Annotated in this window: 14 protein-coding genes; 10 read left to right on the top strand and 4 right to left on the bottom strand. The window is 62.6% G+C overall.

All coding sequences use genetic code 11. From position 1 onward, the window contains the following. Positions 1 to 56 precede the first annotated feature (56 nt). The 10 genes from MK745_RS00440 (at position 57) to MK745_RS00395 (ending at position 10569) form a co-directional block, all read left to right on the top strand. On the top strand, positions 57 to 1067 hold the full coding sequence (locus tag MK745_RS00440; protein WP_243611302.1) for a hypothetical protein: 1011 nt from the start codon (positions 57 to 59) through the stop codon (positions 1065 to 1067). A gap of 107 nt (positions 1068 to 1174) precedes the next feature. After that, positions 1175 to 2641: a di-heme oxidoredictase family protein gene (locus MK745_RS00435; protein ID WP_431978953.1), complete on the top strand. Its 1467-nt coding sequence runs from the start codon at positions 1175 to 1177 to the stop codon at positions 2639 to 2641. Between the two features lie 14 nt (positions 2642 to 2655). Continuing rightward, on the top strand, positions 2656 to 3684 hold the full coding sequence (locus MK745_RS00430) for an imelysin family protein (RefSeq protein WP_243611301.1): 1029 nt from the start codon (positions 2656 to 2658) through the stop codon (positions 3682 to 3684). A gap of 3 nt (positions 3685 to 3687) precedes the next feature. Then, positions 3688 to 4764: a DUF1513 domain-containing protein gene (locus MK745_RS00425; protein ID WP_243611300.1), complete on the top strand. Its 1077-nt coding sequence runs from the start codon at positions 3688 to 3690 to the stop codon at positions 4762 to 4764. Positions 4765 to 4897: 133 nt separating this feature from the next. Beyond that, on the top strand, positions 4898 to 5821 hold the full coding sequence (locus tag MK745_RS00420; RefSeq protein WP_243611299.1) for a PHP domain-containing protein: 924 nt from the start codon (positions 4898 to 4900) through the stop codon (positions 5819 to 5821). Positions 5822 to 5907: 86 nt separating this feature from the next. Further along, a complete protein-coding gene (gene phnC / locus MK745_RS00415) occupies positions 5908 to 6702 on the top strand; it encodes a phosphonate ABC transporter ATP-binding protein (protein ID WP_243611298.1) in 795 nt (264 codons plus the stop codon). A gap of 56 nt (positions 6703 to 6758) precedes the next feature. Next, complete coding sequence (gene phnD, locus MK745_RS00410) at positions 6759 to 7661, top strand: phosphonate ABC transporter substrate-binding protein (protein WP_243611297.1); 903 nt, start codon at positions 6759 to 6761, stop codon at positions 7659 to 7661. Positions 7662 to 7729: 68 nt separating this feature from the next. After that, positions 7730 to 8608 carry a phosphonate ABC transporter, permease protein PhnE gene (phnE, locus tag MK745_RS00405; RefSeq protein ID WP_243611296.1) on the top strand — a complete coding sequence of 293 codons (879 nt, stop codon included), beginning with the start codon at positions 7730 to 7732 and terminating at the stop codon, positions 8606 to 8608. Between the two features lie 2 nt (positions 8609 to 8610). Continuing rightward, a complete protein-coding gene (phnE, locus tag MK745_RS00400) occupies positions 8611 to 9921 on the top strand; it encodes a phosphonate ABC transporter, permease protein PhnE (protein WP_431978959.1) in 1311 nt (436 codons plus the stop codon). Positions 9922 to 9957: 36 nt separating this feature from the next. Beyond that, positions 9958 to 10569, top strand: a complete 612-nt coding sequence (locus tag MK745_RS00395) for a chloramphenicol acetyltransferase (protein ID WP_243611294.1) — start codon at positions 9958 to 9960, stop codon at positions 10567 to 10569. On the opposite strand, the gene MK745_RS00390 is transcribed toward MK745_RS00395, so the two are convergent. The 4 genes from MK745_RS00390 to phnF all read right to left on the bottom strand — a co-directional run bounded on the left by MK745_RS00390 (position 10570) and on the right by phnF (position 15428). Then, complete coding sequence (locus MK745_RS00390) at positions 10570 to 11751, bottom strand: alpha-D-ribose 1-methylphosphonate 5-triphosphate diphosphatase (protein WP_243611293.1); 1182 nt, start codon at positions 11749 to 11751, stop codon at positions 10570 to 10572. Between the two features lie 170 nt (positions 11752 to 11921). Continuing rightward, complete coding sequence (gene adh / locus MK745_RS00385) at positions 11922 to 13442, bottom strand: aldehyde dehydrogenase (protein WP_243611292.1); 1521 nt, start codon at positions 13440 to 13442, stop codon at positions 11922 to 11924. A 134-nt stretch (positions 13443 to 13576) separates the two neighbouring features. Next, entirely contained in the window at positions 13577 to 14503 is a 927-nt protein-coding gene (locus tag MK745_RS00380) for a helix-turn-helix domain-containing protein (protein ID WP_243611291.1), read from the bottom strand. Between the two features lie 193 nt (positions 14504 to 14696). After that, positions 14697 to 15428 (bottom strand): phosphonate metabolism transcriptional regulator PhnF, encoded by a 732-nt coding sequence (gene phnF / locus MK745_RS00375; RefSeq protein WP_243611290.1) that lies wholly within the window; start codon positions 15426 to 15428, stop codon positions 14697 to 14699. Between the last annotated feature and the right edge of the window lie 66 nt (positions 15429 to 15494).

Genomic DNA, 15494 nt, shown 5'->3' with positions numbered 1-15494 from the left:
CGATACACAGCCAACACTGAGTAGCCCCTGTGTCGAGGCACAAAACGGAATGAAGAATGAAACACCTCAGCATGGGGGTCGCGGCGGCCTCCCTCTCTCTCGCCGCAACGTCTGGTCTCGCGGATCCGCGCCTGACCTGGGAAGGATCGCTTGAGATCGGCATCGACAGCGTTGTCAGCTCGGATGTGGCCGGCAACGAGGTCAACGACCTTTATGGCATCGTCGATGTGGCGGCGGAATGGGCGCTCACCGACAACGTGACCCTCTTCGTCGCGGGCACAGGTGAGTCGATGACTGGCGCAGTCAATGACCGGGCGTTCGAAGATCTTGGGTTCTATCTTGGCGAAATCGGCCTGTCCTTTGGCCTTGGCAACACGACACTGACCGTTGGTAAGACCGGCGTTGCGTTCGGTTCGGCCTGGGATTCGGCAGCCGGGTTCTATGCCAGCGGCCTTGCCGACGACTACGAGCTGACAGAGCAGATTGTGCTTGCCGCCGATATCGAGATCGCGGGCGGCACGCTTTCGATCGCGACCTTCTACGCGGATGACACGATCTTTAGCGAGCAGCTTGGCTTTAACGTCGGTCCGAACGTCTCGGGCGTGGCGGGGTCCGGCGCGGGCAACACCGGCAAGTTCGACAACCTCGCGATCAACTGGGCGCAGGAGCTTGATGGTGGCGTGTTCTACAACATCGGCGCGCGGCACCTGAGCGGCAATGCGACCGAATCCGACGAGACCGGTTTTGTTGCGGGCGTTGGTGGCACGATTGGCTCGGTGACGCTTTTCGGTGAGGTTGGCGTGTTCGACAACTATGGCGGCACAGCAGGCGATGATGCGACCTATGCGCTTCTCAATGCGTCGCGCGCTTTTGGCGACATCACCCTGTCCGGGTCGCTGGCCCTGCGCGACGTGACCAGCGCGGGCGAGACCAAGATGGCAACGTTCGGCGCGGATTACACGTTCAAGAACGGTGTGGAATTTGGCGGCGCGGTGGCCTTCATCGACGATGCGGGTGTGAACTCGACCCAGATCGGTGCGGCTTTCGTGATTCCCTTCGGCGGGTAATCGCCATTTGATGACATGCGGCAGGGCGTGCGGTTGCGCGCCCTGTTGTTCCGTCTGGCCCTGCGGTAGCCATAGGGCATGACATGGGCCGGGAGACACGAATAAGCATGAGACGCGCTGCGATCGCGATGGGCCTTTGGGCCTTGTGTTGGGCCAGCGCCGGAGCCGCCGGGCCAGAGGCGCTCGAGCCGCATCTTGACGCCTTGCCGCGCAGTGCGGCGGAAGAGGCGCGGATCGCCGCGGCGATTGAGAGTGCTGCGGCGCTCAATCGGTTCGAACATCTCTCTGCCGGGGCGGCGAGCGTGGCGGCGTCGGGCGACAAAGCCTTTAGCCATGCCATGCCGACGCTTGAAGCACGCCAAGAGCTGGACTTCCTTTCTGGGCGCGCGCTTTTCAAGAAAATATGGGTTGGCGCGCCAAGCTCGACCAAGGCGTCGGACGGGCTTGGGCCGCTTTACAATGCGCGCTCGTGCCTTGCCTGCCATCCGGGCAACGGGCGCGGGCATGTGCCGGAATCGGGGCAGATCGGTGGCGGGCATCGCGGTGCGGCGCTGATGCTCAAGCTTTCGGGTGTGCCGGGCTATGGTGGCCAGCTTCAGACCAATTCCCTTTCGGGTCTCGCAGCGGAAGCGCGGCTCGACGTGCAGTATGAAACCGAGAATGTGACGCTTGCGGGCGGCGAGGTGGTAACGCTGCATCACCCGGTCTATGCGGTCAGCGCTCTGGGCTATGGGTCGTGGCCTGAGGGCGCGATGACCAGCCCGCGGCTTGCGCCGCCCTTGCCGGGGCTTGGCCTCATCGAGGCGATCCGGGCCGAGGATATCCTTGCGGGCGAAGACCCGGAGGATGCGGATGGCGACGGGATTTCGGGGCGCGCGCGCCGGGTGATGTCGCGCGAATACGGCACAGAGATGATTGGCCGCTTCGGACGCAAGGGCGCGATGGCGACGGTGCGCGAGCAATCGGCGGATGCGTTCTCGAACGATATCGGCATTTCCAGCCCGCTTTATCCCGATCCATGGGGCGATTGTAGCGCGGCGCAGGGCGATTGCCGTGATCGCCCACATGGGGATGAGGATGCGCGCGTGTTTGAGATCGACGCCAAGGGGCTCGATCTTTTGACGCTTTATACCGCGCATCTTGCAGTGCCGGTGCGAACAGAAGCGGATGCGCCCGAGGTCTTGCGGGGCAAGGCGGTGTTTCAGGAGCTGGGCTGTGCCGCGTGTCACAAGCCCGCCTATGTCACCCACCGCCTCAAGGACGATCCGTCGCGGTCGTTTCAACTGATCTGGCCCTATTCGGATTTCCTCCTGCACGATATGGGAGAGGGGCTTGCGGATCACCGCCCCGAGGGCATGGCGACGGGCCGGGAATGGAAAACGCCGCCGCTCTGGGGGCTTGGCCAGACGGGCGCGGTTGCAGGGCAGGAGCGATACTTGCACGATGGCCGGGCGCGCAGTCTTCTTGAGGCGGTGCTCTGGCACGGGGGGGAGGCCAAGGCGGCGCGGGAGCGGGTCGTGTCCTTGCCACCGGAAGAGCGCGCGGCGCTGATCCGGTTCTTGAAGAGCCTTTAAGGAGGGCGATAGCGATGAAACGTCTTTTGGCAGTCTTGTGTCTTGGCCTTTTGCCTATCGGGGCAGGGGCGGAGGTTTCGGACCGGGGGGCGCTGATCGCGTCGGTTACGGATCAGCATATCCTGCCCCGCTACGCGGCACTTGCCGAGACGGGCGCGGCGCTTGCCGAGACGGCAGAGGCGCATTGCGGGGCGGATGATCCGGCGCTGCGCGCGGCGTGGGGGCTGGCGTTTGATGCGTGGATTGGGGTCAGCCATTTGCGGTTCGGCCCGTCGGAGACCGACAACCGCGCCTTCGCGCTCGCCTTTTGGCCTGATAGCCGGGGAAAGACGCCAAAGGCGCTACGGGCGATGATCCTCAAGGGGGATGAGAGCGTCCTTACGCCCGAGGGGTTCGCGATCCAGTCCATCGCGGTGCAGGGCTACTACGCGATGGAATACCTTCTCTATGATCCGGAGATCGCGACCCTTGGCAGTGAGGCGTTTCGTTGTGATCTTGTGCGGGCGATGGCGGGGCAGATCGCGGCGGTGACGCGGGCGATTGAGGCCGATTGGCGCGCCTCTTATGCCGAGACGCTGCGGCGTGCGGGGGCCGAGGACAACGCCGTTTATCGCACAGAGGAAGAAGGGGTGCAGGAGCTTTTCAAGGCGCTTGGCACCGGGCTTCAGGTGACGGCGGATATGCGGCTCCAGCGGCCGTTGGGCAGTTTTGAACGCCCGCGTCCGAACCGGGCAGAGGCGCGGCTTTCAGGGCGGTCAGTGCGGCATGTGATCCTGTCGGCGGAGGCACTCGACGAGCTGGCGGGGATGCTTTCGGCGGGCTCGCCGAGCCTTGCGGCACAGTTCCACGAAGGGTTCGACTATGTGCGCGCGGCGAGCGTCGCGCTTGACGATCCGGTTCTGGCGACGGTGAGTGATCCGGCCAAGCGGCTTAATATCGAGACGATCCAGGCGGTGCTTGATGATCTGCGCGAGATCGCGGCGGTGGAGCTTGGCAGTCACCTTGGTGTGGTGGCCGGGTTCAACGCATTGGACGGAGACTGAGCCATGGTCACACGGCGGGGATTTATCGCGGGCGCATTGGCGGCGGGGTCGGTATCGACGGTGACATGGGCCGGGCTTGGGGATGTACATTTCCTTAGTGCGGCGCAGGACCGGGAGGGGGCCTATCGCCTCATCGGGATGGCGGAGACGGGCGCGGCGATTTTCTCGGTGCCGCTTCCGGCGCGGGGCCATGCGGCGGCGGCGCATCCGAGCGCGGCAGAGGCCGTCGGGTTCGCGCGCAGGCCGGGCAATTTCGCCTTTGTCGTCGATTGTCTCAGCGGGGCGGTGTTGCATCGTTTGGAGGCGCCTGAGGGGCGGCATTTCTATGGCCATGGCGCCTTTTCGATGGACGGAAATACGCTTTTCACCACGGAGAACGATTTCGAGGCTGGGCAGGGCGTTATCGGCGTTTGGGATCGGAGCGCGGGGTATCGTCGGATTGGAGAGTTCGCTTCGGGTGGGGTCGGGCCGCATCAGATTTGCCGGCTGCCGGGGCGCGAGACCTTGGTTGTTGCCAATGGCGGGATTGAGACGCATCCGGATGCGGGGCGGGCAAAGCTCAATATCCCGATGATGGAGCCGAACCTTGCTTATCTTTCGCCCGAGGGTGCGGAGATCGAGGTGATGGAATTGCCGCGCGAGATGCATATGAATTCGATCCGCCATATCGCGGTGCGCGACGATGGGATGGTTGCGTTCGGGATGCAATGGCAGGGCGACCGGGCGCAGGCGCCGGTTCTGTTCGGGGCGCATCGGTTGGGCGAGGAGGTGCGATTGCTGCAACCAACGCCGGAACAGCATGCGGCGCTCAACGCCTATGTGGGCAGCGTGACCTTTTCGCAGGACGGGCGGGAGGTTGCGATTTCCTCGCCGCGGGGCGGGGTTGTGCAGGTGATCGACCTTGAGGGCATGCGCGTTGCGCGGTCTGTGGCGATGGCGGATGTCTGCGGCATCGGCGCCAACGCAGCGGGGTTTGTCCTCACGTCCGGCGATGGCCGGGTGGCGCGCTATGTGGGCGATCGCCTTGAAGAGACAGGGCGGCAGGATATCCGCTGGGACAATCATATGGTGGCGGTCTGACGCGCGATTTTCCGGCAGTTGGCCCGATTTTCTTTCCCAGCGACCCGGTGCAATGCCATAACCGTCACAAAACTATCGTCACGGGCCGATACTCGGCGGAAAACCGTGCACAAGACCACCAACGGAGCCCGTCATGATCCATTCCGCCTTTACCGCCCCCGGCCGTTTCTATCGCGGCAACCTGCACACGCATTCAAACCTTTCGGATGGGTGCCTGACGCCGGAGGAGGTCTGTCGGCGCTACAAGGCGGAAGGCTATGATTTCATCAGCCTGACGGATCATTTCATCGGTATCTATAAGTATCCCATCGCAGACACGGTGCCGTTCCGCGACGAGAATTTCACCACGATCCTCGGGGCGGAGTTGCATTCCGGGGCGATGGCGAATGGCGAGTTGTGGCATATCCTTGCGGTTGGCCTTCCGGCCGATTTCGAACCCAGCCATTCGCCGGCTTTCCTGCCGGTCGAGGGGCAGGAAAGCGGCGCAGAGATTGCCAAGCGCGCCCGCGACGCCGGGGCGTTTGTCGCCGTGGCGCATCCGCAGTGGTCAGGCCTCACGCTTGAGGATGCGCGCAGCCTTGAGGCGGCGCATGCGGTCGAGGTTTATAACCACGGCTGTGCGACGGGCTGTGATCGTCCGGACGGGTTCCACACGCTTGATCTTCTTCTGGCGGAGGGGCGCAAGCTTGACCTCGTGGCGACGGATGACGCGCATTTCACCGAGCCGGACCATTTCGGCGGCTGGGTCATGGTCAAGGCCGAGGCGAACGAGCCGGACCTCCTGCTCGAGGCGCTCAAGCGGGGCGACTATTATTCGAGCCAGGGGCCGGAATTGCATCTTGTTGAGGCCAACGAGAAATCGGTCACGGTCGAGAGTTCCTCGGTGGTGAGCGTGATCGCGCAGGGCAACGGAACGGCGGCAACGGCAGTGCATGGTCATTCGATGACGCGCACGGAAGTGCCGCTGCAGCGGTTCTACAATAGTGACTGGGTGCGCATCTCGGTCATTGATGCGGCAGGCAAGCGGGCCTGGTCGAATCCGATCTGGATCAAGTGACCCGCGTCACAAAACTTTCACCAAACTGACAAGTCTTCTTCTTCGGGCGGGCCTATCCCCCGGCTCAAGAACGCTGGGGGTAAGCTGTGCTAACGATCGAGAACCTGACCAAGTCCTTTGGTCCGAATGTCGCCGTGGATTCGGCAAATATCGAAATCCGCGAACCGGCGATGATTGGCATTATTGGCCGGTCCGGCGCTGGCAAATCGACGCTTCTTCGGATGCTCAATCGTCTGAGCGATGCGACCTCGGGCCGGATCGTGTTCGACGGGCGCGAGATCACCAGCCTCAAGGGGGCCGACAAACGCCGCTGGCAGTCCGAATGCGCGATGATCTTTCAGCAGTTCAACCTCGTGCCGCGGATGGATGTGGTGTCGAACGTGTTGCACGGGACGCTGAACCGTCGCTCGACGCTGGCCACGATCTTCAACCTGTTTCCGGGAGAAGACATCCACCGGGCGATTGATATTCTTGACCGCCTCGGGATTGCCGAACATGGCCCCAAGCGCGCCGAAGCGCTTTCGGGCGGTCAACAGCAGCGCGTGGCAATTGCCCGTGCCCTCATGCAAGACCCGCGCATCATCCTTGCGGACGAGCCGATTGCCTCGCTCGACCCGATGAACGCGCAGGTCGTTATGCAATCCCTGCGCGCCATCCACGAAGAGGATGGCCGCATGGTGATTGCCAACCTGCACACCCTTGATACGGCGCGGCGCTATTGCGACCGCGTGATCGGGATGCGCGACGGGCGGATCGTCTTTGACGGCACGCCCGAGCAACTGACGACGGGTGTCGCACGCGACATCTATGGCGCCGATGACAGCTTTAACGAAGCCTACACATCGACAGAAATTCAAACGCTGAACAGCGTCCCTGCCTGAGTTTCATCTGCCCCGTTCTGCGAACGCGGGGCTTTTACCAACTGGAGAGAGAGAAGATGAAAAGACTGATCGCTGCCGCACTGGCAACCACCGCCCTGACCACCCCGGTTCTGGCCGAAGACATCAACGAATTCCGCATCGGCATTCTTGGCGGCGAGAACGCCCAGGACCGCATGAACTCGAACGAGTGCCTGCGCGCGAAGACCGAAGAACTGCTCGGCGTCGAAACCAAGCTTTTTGCCCCGGCCGACTATAACGGCGTCATTCAGGGCCTCCTTGGCGGCACCATCGACATGGCGTGGCTCGGCGCATCGGGCTATGCGAAAACCTTCCTGAGCGACCCGGAAGCGGTTGAGCCGATCCTCGTCAAGGTCAACACCGATGGCGGCTATGGCTACTACTCGATCGGGTTTGCCCGCAAGGACGCTGGCATCGACAGCCTTGAAGCGATGAAGGGCAAGGTCTTTGGCTTTGGCGACCCGAACTCGACCTCGGGCTACCTGATCCCGTCGATCGAAATCCCGGCCGCGACCGGCGCGACCATGACGTCGGGCGACTACTTTGGTGAAGTGAAATTCACCGGCGGCCACGAGCAGACCATCGTTGCAGTCAACAACGGCGACATCGACGCCGGTGTGACCTGGGCCGATGGCCTTGGCAACTGGGAAGACGGCTACAACTCGGGCGCGCTTCGCAAGGCCGTGGATGCGGGTCTCGTCGACATGAACGATCTCGTCGAAATCTGGAAGTCCAAGCCGATCCCGGAAGGCCCGGTTGTACTGCGCAAGGCGCTTCCGGAAGACGTCAAGCTCAAGATGACCGGCCTGATGGCATCGCTGAAGTCGATGGACGAAGAATGCGCCTATGGCGTTCTTCAGGGTGACGCGAAAGGCTTTATGCCGATCACCCACGACGCTTACGAAGTCATCATCGAAGCACGCAAACTCAAGTCGAACTAAACAGGTTCGATCACGATTGGCAGGCCCCGCAATCCAGCGCGGGGCCTGTTTTCTGACGAGGGGCAGTCATGACGGAAATACACGGCAATATCGAGGAAATGCGCGCGGATTACCTCGCGCTCGTCCGGCGCAAGCGGCTTATGGACGGGATTCTCCTGATCGTGTTCATCGCGCTCATGGTGTCGGGGTTCATGATTGCGGATGACCGCAATGCCGGCGGCTTTTGGGACGGGATTCACCGGTTCTTTGATTTCCCCAAGGAAGTGCTCAGCGAGGCGGGTGAGAAAGTCACCGAGCTTCCGGCGCATTTCGTCAAGTTTTTCCCCTCTCTTATCGAGACCATCAATATCGCGGGGGCCGCGACGCTCATTGGGGCGATGGGGGCGATGATCCTGTCGCTTCTGGCGACGCGGGGTCTTGCCCGGTGGCCACGCCTGATCCCGGTGTTCCGGCGCCTGATGGACATCATGCGCGCGATCCCCGAGATCGTGATCGCGCTTGTCCTGATCTTTGTGATGGGTGGTGGGCCGGTGCCGGCGATGATCGCCATCGCGTTTCACACGGCGGGTGCGCTTGGCAAGCTGTTCTCCGAGGTGAACGAGAACGTGTCGCTCAAGCCGGTTGAGGGGCTTTCCTCGGTTGGGGCGAACTGGGCCCAGCGGATGTGGCTTGGCGTCATTCCGCAGGTGAGCCCGAACTATCTCAGCTATGCGCTCCTGCGCTTTGAAATCAATATTCGCGCCTCGGCGATCCTTGGCTTCGTTGGTGCGGGCGGCATCGGCTATGAGCTTAAGAACGCCATGAGCTGGGGCAAGGGGCAGTATGACGAGGCGGCGGCGATCTTCCTCTTGCTGTTCTTCTCGATCGTCGTGGTGGACCAGATTTCGAGCCATTTCCGCGAACAGCTTACCCATGGGCGCAAAGACAAACGCAAGGTGACGGCATGACCATGACGGCGACGGATACGCTCAAACTTGAAGCGGACGGGATTTTCCGGCGCAAGCGCCTGTTGGCCTTTGGTCTGCCGCTGTTGATCCTGCTTTACCTCACCTACACGTTCTTTTCCTTCGACGTGCCGGGCCTCATCAAGCGGTTTGAGATCGACAATGCCCGCGCGCTTGTCGCGGATAGTTATAGCTACAAGACCCATGTGGCGCGCGACAACCGCACTGGCGGTGTCGAGGTCGCGATTGAGGGCGAGCGCAAGGGCACCTACCCGGAAGGCGAAGCGCCCGATTGGGTCAGCCTTGGCGAGACGACACGGATCGACCTTGAGGATGGGCATGTCGTGACATTCCTGCCCGAGCAGGTCGTGACCTATGATATTCCGGGCTATGGCACGATCCATGCCCAAACCTCGCGTAGCAAGGGCGTCGTGACGACCCTGCCGGAGGGCGATCTGCCGGAGTGGATCAACAAATCCAAGAACCGCCTTACGATCACCACGGAGGCCGGGCGTCTTACGGTGACGCGCAACCGGACCGAGGTTTTCCGCTATTTCACCGGCTGGGAATTGTTCTTTTTCACCCTCGATAGCCCCTATCACGGGATGAGCTTTGGCAATCTTGTCGGGCGTGCCTTTGATGGCGAGGCCGGGGCGATCTGGAATGATTTCTGGAACAACAAGATGTGGCGCCATAGCGAAGTTGTCTGGGCCTTGTTCGAGACCATCCTGATGGCCTTCCTTGGCACGATGGGCGCGGCGATTGTGGCGCTTCCGCTGGCGTTCCTTGCGGCGAAGAACTTCTCGCCGCTGATGGCTGTGCGGCAGGTCATGCGGCGGTTCTTTGACTTTTTCCGCGGTGTGGATGCGCTCATCTGGACCATCGTTCTTGCCCGCGCCTTTGGGCCGGGGCCGCTTACCGGGGCGCTCGCGATCCTCATCACGGATACGGGCAGTTTCGGCAAGATGTTCTCGGAGGCGCTTGAGAACGTGGATGAGAAACAGATCGAAGGGGTGCAATCGACCGGGGCGAAGCCGGTGCAGCGCTATCGCTTTGGTGTGATCCCGCAGGTGACGCCGGTGCTTCTCAGCCAGATCCTCTATTACCTTGAATCCAACACCCGCAGCGCGACGATCATCGGCGCGATCACCGGGGGCGGCATCGGTCTGTTGCTGACGCAGGCGATGATTACGCAGAAGGATTGGGAAGAGGTCAGCTATTACATCGTTCTGGTGATCCTCATGGTCATGGCGATGGATTGGTTCTCGGGCTGGCTCCGCCGTCGCCTGATCGCCGGGAGCGAGAGCGGGCATTAAGCCCGCTCACCAGCAGACACTAAAGAAAGACACGATATGGCACGTCTGGGCGAGTCCCCGTTCATCCATCCCGGCAGCATTGTCGAGGACTGCACCTTTGGGCGTTTTGTCGAGATCGGTGCGGGGAGCCGGGTGCTAAACGCGCATCTGGACGACTATAGCTATTGCGACAGGATGGCCGAGATCGCCAATGCGCGGATCGGCAAATTCGCCAATATCGCCGCCTTCAGCCGGATCGGCGCGACGGATCATCCGATGGAAAAGGCGAGCCTGCATCATTTTCTTTATCGGTCGATGGATTATTGGGACGATGCGGAGGCGGATGCGGCGTTCTTTGCCCATCGCAAATCACGCGTCGCCCATATCGGGCATGATACATGGATCGGCCATGGCGCGATGGTGAAGCCTGAGGTGACGCTTGGCCATGGATCGGTTGTGGCGGCGGGGGCGGTCGTGACCAAGGACGTGCCGCCCTACATGATCGTGGCGGGCATCCCGGCAGAGCCGATCCGGGCGCGGTTCCCGGAGGCGATTGCCGAGCGTCTTATGGCGTTGGCGTGGTGGGATTGGGACCATGACCGCCTGCGCGCCGCGCTTGACGATTTCCGCGCCTTGGAGGCGGAAGCCTTCCTCGAGAAATACGAATAACTACTCGGCGGCCATGCGCACCGGGGTTGCCGCGCCGAAGAAGCGATGTGCCGCCTCGCCGACGAGATGCGTGATGCGGCCTGCGGAGATCGTGCCCTCGATGGCGCGGGTGGCGGCGTTGACGATCACCACATCGGCGCGGCGGCCATAGTCGAAATAGCCGCGATCCGCGAGGCCCATGATGCGGGCCGGGGTTTCCGAGATCATCTTCCAGGCCTTCTCGAGCGGCAGGATGCCATCATCAGCAAGGCGGAAGGCCGCTTGGGCGAGGGCGGGGTAATAGTAGTCGGAGACCAACACGTCGCAGAGGCCAGCGCTTACGAGATCGACGGCGGCGATATTGCCCGATTGCGAGCCGCCGCGCACGATATTGGGCGCCCCCATGACGACATGATCGCCGACCGCATGGGCGAGGCCTGCCGCGGAGCGCGCGGTGGGGAATTCGCAGATTTTTGCGCCGATCATGGAAAAGCGTTCGCGGGTCTCGCCATCGGGATCGTCATGCGAGCCATAGCGCACGCCCAGTTGGTCAAAACGTTCTGCGAGGCGGCAGAGATAGCGCGGCACGCGGGGCGTTTGTTCAAGCGCGTCATGCACGAGGCGCATGTGCTGCGTCGGGGTGCGGCCGGCCTTCTTGGCCCAGAGGGTGATTTCCTCGGGGCGCAGGCGGGCGACGTGCAGCGCCTCATCAAGGTGGTTGTTGAACACCACGTAGTCGATCTTGTGCCGCTCCACGGCGGCGAGCAGGCGGTCTGCTGTCTCGACGGTGTGCGTTTCACAACGGATCTGGATGCGTAGGTCGCTTAGGGCGTGGTCGCGGAAATCGTCCATCGCGCAGAACAGTTCTTCGGCGAAATCGGGGCCGCGTTGGCCGCCTTCCCAGCTCCAGCTCTGGGCGAGCCAGGCGGTTGTCACGCCGTTGACGGCGGCGTCACGATCCGTCGCGCGCAGGCCGGTTTCGAGCGGGAAGGGCGCCGAGGGGCGCGGGGCGATGTGGCGTTCGAAGGCGTCGCCATGCATGTCGATGATGCCGGGCAGGAGCAGGTAGCCCGAGAGGTCCACCTCTTGCAGCGGGCCCTTGGAAATGCGCCCGTCCTCGATCACGAGGGATCGTTGCTGTAGCGCGCCGTCGCGCAGGATCGTTGCGCCGGTGAGGCGCAGGGAAAGAGGACGTTGTGGCATGGGCCTGCTCTTGATGTGTGTGAAACACGTTTTCGGCTTATTTTAGGGGTGTTCTGTGTCGCCAGCGTGACAATCGGGAAAGTCTTGACCAAACGGAAAGACGCGCGCGATGGGGATCGCGCGCGCCTGCTTGGCTCGGGAGTGTTCCGGGGAGCGGAACGGGGGAGGGTCTAGAAGAACCCGAGCTTGTTGGGGTTGTAGCTCATCAGGATGTTCTTGGTCTGCTGGTAGTGGTCCAGCATCATCTTGTGAGTTTCGCGTCCGATGCCCGACTGTTTGTAGCCGCCAAAGGCCGCGTGCGCCGGGTAGGCATGGTAGTTGTTGACCCAGACGCGACCGGCCTCGATGGCGCGGCCAAAGCGGTAGCAACGATTTGCATCGCGGGTCCAGACACCGGCGCCGAGGCCATACATCGTGTCATTGGCGATGGCGAGGGCCTCTTCCTCGTCCTTGAAGGTCGTGACGGAGACCACGGGGCCGAAGATTTCCTCCTGGAACACGCGCATCTTGTTGTGGCCTTTGAGGATCGTCGGCTGGATGTAATAGCCCTCTGCGATATCGCCGTTGAAGCGCGCAGCGTCGCCGCCCACGAGTACCTCGGCGCCTTCTTCGACACCGATGGTCAGGTAGGACATGATCTTGTCCTGTTGTTCGCGGCTCGCCTGAGCGCCGACCATTGTGTCGGGGAGGCGCGGGTCGCCCTGTTTGATCGCTTTCACGCGCTCGATGCAGCGGGCGATGAACTCTTCATAGATGTCTTCCTGGATCAAGGCGCGGGACGGGCAGGTGCAGACCTCGCCTTGGTTGAAGGCAAAGAGCACGAAACCTTCGACCGCCTTGTCGAGGAAGGCGTCATCTTGGGCCATCACGTCGGAGAAGAAGATGTTGGGCGACTTACCACCCAGTTCGAGCGTCACCGGGATCAGGTTCTCGGTCGCGGCCTGCATGATCTTGCGGCCGGTCTCGGTCGAGCCGGTGAAGGCGATCTTGGCGATGCGTGGGCTACGTGCGAGCGGGCCGCCGACATCCGGGCCCATGCCGTTGACGATATTGAGCACGCCTGCGGGCAGGAGATCGGCGATCAGTTCCACAAGCACCATGATCGCGGCGGGGGTCTGTTCCGCCGGTTTCAGGACGATGCAGTTGCCTGCCGCCAGCGCCGGGGCGAGTTTCCAAGCGGCCATCAGGATCGAGAAGTTCCACGGGATGATCTGGCCGACGACGCCGAGCGGCTCATGGAAGTGATAGGCGACAGTATCGGCGTCGATCTCCGACATGTTGCCTTCTTGGGCGCGCAGCACGCCAGCGAAATAGCGGAAATGGTCGGCGGAGAGCGGAATATCGGCGGCGGTGGTTTCGCGGATCGGCTTGCCGTTGTCCCAGGTCTCGGCCATCGCGATCAGGTCGAGGTTGGCGTCGATCACATCGGCGATCTTCAGCAGAATGTTGGAGCGTTCAGCGGCTGAGGTCTTGCCCCAGGCGTCCTTGGCGGCGTGGGCCGCGTCGAGGGCAAGCTCCACATCGGCGGCATCGGATTGCGCAACTTCGCAAACCTTGGCACCGGTGATCGGGGTGATGTTGTCGAAATACTTGCCGTTTACGGGGGCGACGAACTTGCCGCCGATGAAGTTGTCGTAGCGGGATTTGAAGGGCGATGCGAATTGCCCAGCGGTTTGTGTCATTTCATTCATGGATTGTCCTCCTCTTGAGCCGGGGCTCCTCTCCCCGGATGCGACTGAGGATGACGCGGGGGCGGTCCCAAGTCAGCGGGGGCAGAGCAGGTCAGAGGGGGGATGTGTCTCAGGAATGAGACAGGTCGCGTCGCTTAATCGCCGATGCCGAGGCGTTTCATGCGGCGATAGAGCGTGGCGCGTCCGATTCCGAGGGCGCGGGCGGCGCGCGAGACGTTGCCGTCGGCGCGTGCCAGTGCGCGCATGACGGCGGCGCGCTCGGCTTTCTCGAACCCCGAGGGGCCGTCCTCGCGGCCAAAGAGGTCGGTCGCGGGGCGCGGTTTGAGCGCGCCGTTGGCCTCAAGCCCGAAGCACTTGCGTGCGCCACGGGTCGCGCCGATGACGATATCGTCGGCATCGATCGCGAGGAGGACGGAGCTATCGGTCTCGCCGCTATCGGCAATCACAATGCGGGCGTCAGGGAAGGAGGCCCGGAAGAAATCCGCCTCGATCTGGCGCGCGGTCTGGGCGACGGTGGCACCGATGAGGCGGTTGAAGGCTTCGGTCTGATCCGCACGGGCGGAGGAGACGTCGAGCGCGGCGACCACGTTGCCATCGGTGCCGAAGATCGGCGCGTCCATGCAGCTCATGCCGATGTTGCGAGCAAAGAAATGGTCGTCACGATGTACGATGACCTGGCGTTTCTCGGTCAGGCAGGTGCCGATGCCGTTGGTGCCCTCGGCGGCCTCGCTCCAGTCGGCGCCGGTCCAGAGGCCCCAGTCCTGAAAAATCGCGCTGTCGCCGTCCGAACACCGTTGGTCGAGCACCACGCCCGTCTCGTCTGTGAGCAGCACGCCACAGCCGGAATTGCCGACCAGACCAAAAAGCTGATCGAGCTTTGGGGCGGCGACGAGCATGAAGCGTTCCTGCTGTTCGTGGCGGGATTGCAATTCGCTTGCGCTGATGCGTTGGGGGGCGCGGTGTTCGGCGGGATCGAGGCCGTAGTGTTTGACCGAACGATGCCACGACGCGGCCAGTGTCGAACGGGCCGCGGCAGAGCCGGATTGCACCGTGCTCAGCACCTTGTCGATGTGTGTCTTACGCGGCGTGATGGCCGATCCTCCTGCGAAATGCGCGGCCGGCTTCCTCCTCCGGGAGCGCGCCGAATCAGGGTACAGAAAGATTTGCCAAAATCCATCCTTTGATGAAGGGGCGGTTTTTGAGCAGCTTAGGGGCGTTGCGTGAAGTGACTATTCATTATTTAAATACAATGGATTAGCCTTCATCGCCTTCGGCAAAAGTCAGCGTGACGCGATCACCTGCGAACCATGAGACGCCGTATTCGATTGGCACGCCATCGGGGTCGACGTTGATTCCAACGCTGCGCAGGATCGGGTCGCCTTCCTGGATTCTGAGGTGCAGCGCCTGTGTCGCGGTGGCTCGTTTCGCGGTCAGCCGGGTCGACGCGCGGGTGTAGTCTTCGATGCCGCAGGCCTTAAGCGCGGCGGTGACGGATTGCGAGGCGGTCATATGCTCGAGGAGGGCCGGAAATCGGTCGGCGGGAAAGACGCTTCGGAAGACGAGAATGGGCTGGTCATCGGCGAGCGACAGGCCCTCGTAGACATGCACGCGATCCCCCTTGGAGAGCGCCAGCGCTTCGGCCTCGCGCGCGTCGGCAGAGCGGGTTTCGATAGAGAGGGTTTCCTTGGCCGGAAGGCGTCCGGCCTTTTGTAGGTTGCGGTGAAACCGGACCCGTTTGCCGATGGGATAATCGGTCGGGCTTTGGGCAACGAAAACACCTGCACCGCGCCGGGCGTGGACGAGGCCGCGCTCTGCCATGTCCTTGAGCGCGTGGCGGACGGTATGGCGATTGACCCCGAAACGCGCCGAAAGCTCGGCCTCGGTCGGGAGCTTGTCGCCGGGGCGATAGCGGCCTTCGCCGATGTCGGCGGTGAGGCTCTGGGAGATGGATTGCCAGACAGGCGTCTTCTTGCGCGATTGGGTCATGTCAAAAAAGTTTCATGAGGGGTGGGATTGCCCGACTCGCGGGGAATGCGTAATGATTTGTCTAGT

Origin of the sequence: Shimia aestuarii (genome assembly GCF_022814865.1) — a bacterium.
Classification (GTDB): domain Bacteria; phylum Pseudomonadota; class Alphaproteobacteria; order Rhodobacterales; family Rhodobacteraceae; genus Shimia; species Shimia aestuarii_A.
This window is presented reverse-complemented; position numbering and strand designations above follow the sequence as displayed.

Coding starts and splice junctions, on each gene's coding strand:
- MK745_RS00440 (WP_243611302.1), top strand. CDS start 57: ATGAAACACCTCAGCATGGGGGTCGCGGCGGCCTCCCTCTCTCTCGCC.
- MK745_RS00435 (WP_431978953.1), top strand. CDS start 1,175: ATGAGACGCGCTGCGATCGCGATGGGCCTTTGGGCCTTGTGTTGGGCC.
- MK745_RS00430 (WP_243611301.1), top strand. CDS start 2,656: ATGAAACGTCTTTTGGCAGTCTTGTGTCTTGGCCTTTTGCCTATCGGG.
- MK745_RS00425 (WP_243611300.1), top strand. CDS start 3,688: ATGGTCACACGGCGGGGATTTATCGCGGGCGCATTGGCGGCGGGGTCG.
- MK745_RS00420 (WP_243611299.1), top strand. CDS start 4,898: ATGATCCATTCCGCCTTTACCGCCCCCGGCCGTTTCTATCGCGGCAAC.
- phnD (WP_243611297.1), top strand. CDS start 6,759: ATGAAAAGACTGATCGCTGCCGCACTGGCAACCACCGCCCTGACCACC.
- phnE (WP_243611296.1), top strand. CDS start 7,730: ATGACGGAAATACACGGCAATATCGAGGAAATGCGCGCGGATTACCTC.
- phnE (WP_431978959.1), top strand. CDS start 8,611: ATGACGGCGACGGATACGCTCAAACTTGAAGCGGACGGGATTTTCCGG.
- MK745_RS00395 (WP_243611294.1), top strand. CDS start 9,958: ATGGCACGTCTGGGCGAGTCCCCGTTCATCCATCCCGGCAGCATTGTC.
- MK745_RS00390 (WP_243611293.1), bottom strand. CDS start 11,751: ATGCCACAACGTCCTCTTTCCCTGCGCCTCACCGGCGCAACGATCCTG.
- adh (WP_243611292.1), bottom strand. CDS start 13,442: ATGAATGAAATGACACAAACCGCTGGGCAATTCGCATCGCCCTTCAAA.
- phnF (WP_243611290.1), bottom strand. CDS start 15,428: ATGACCCAATCGCGCAAGAAGACGCCTGTCTGGCAATCCATCTCCCAG.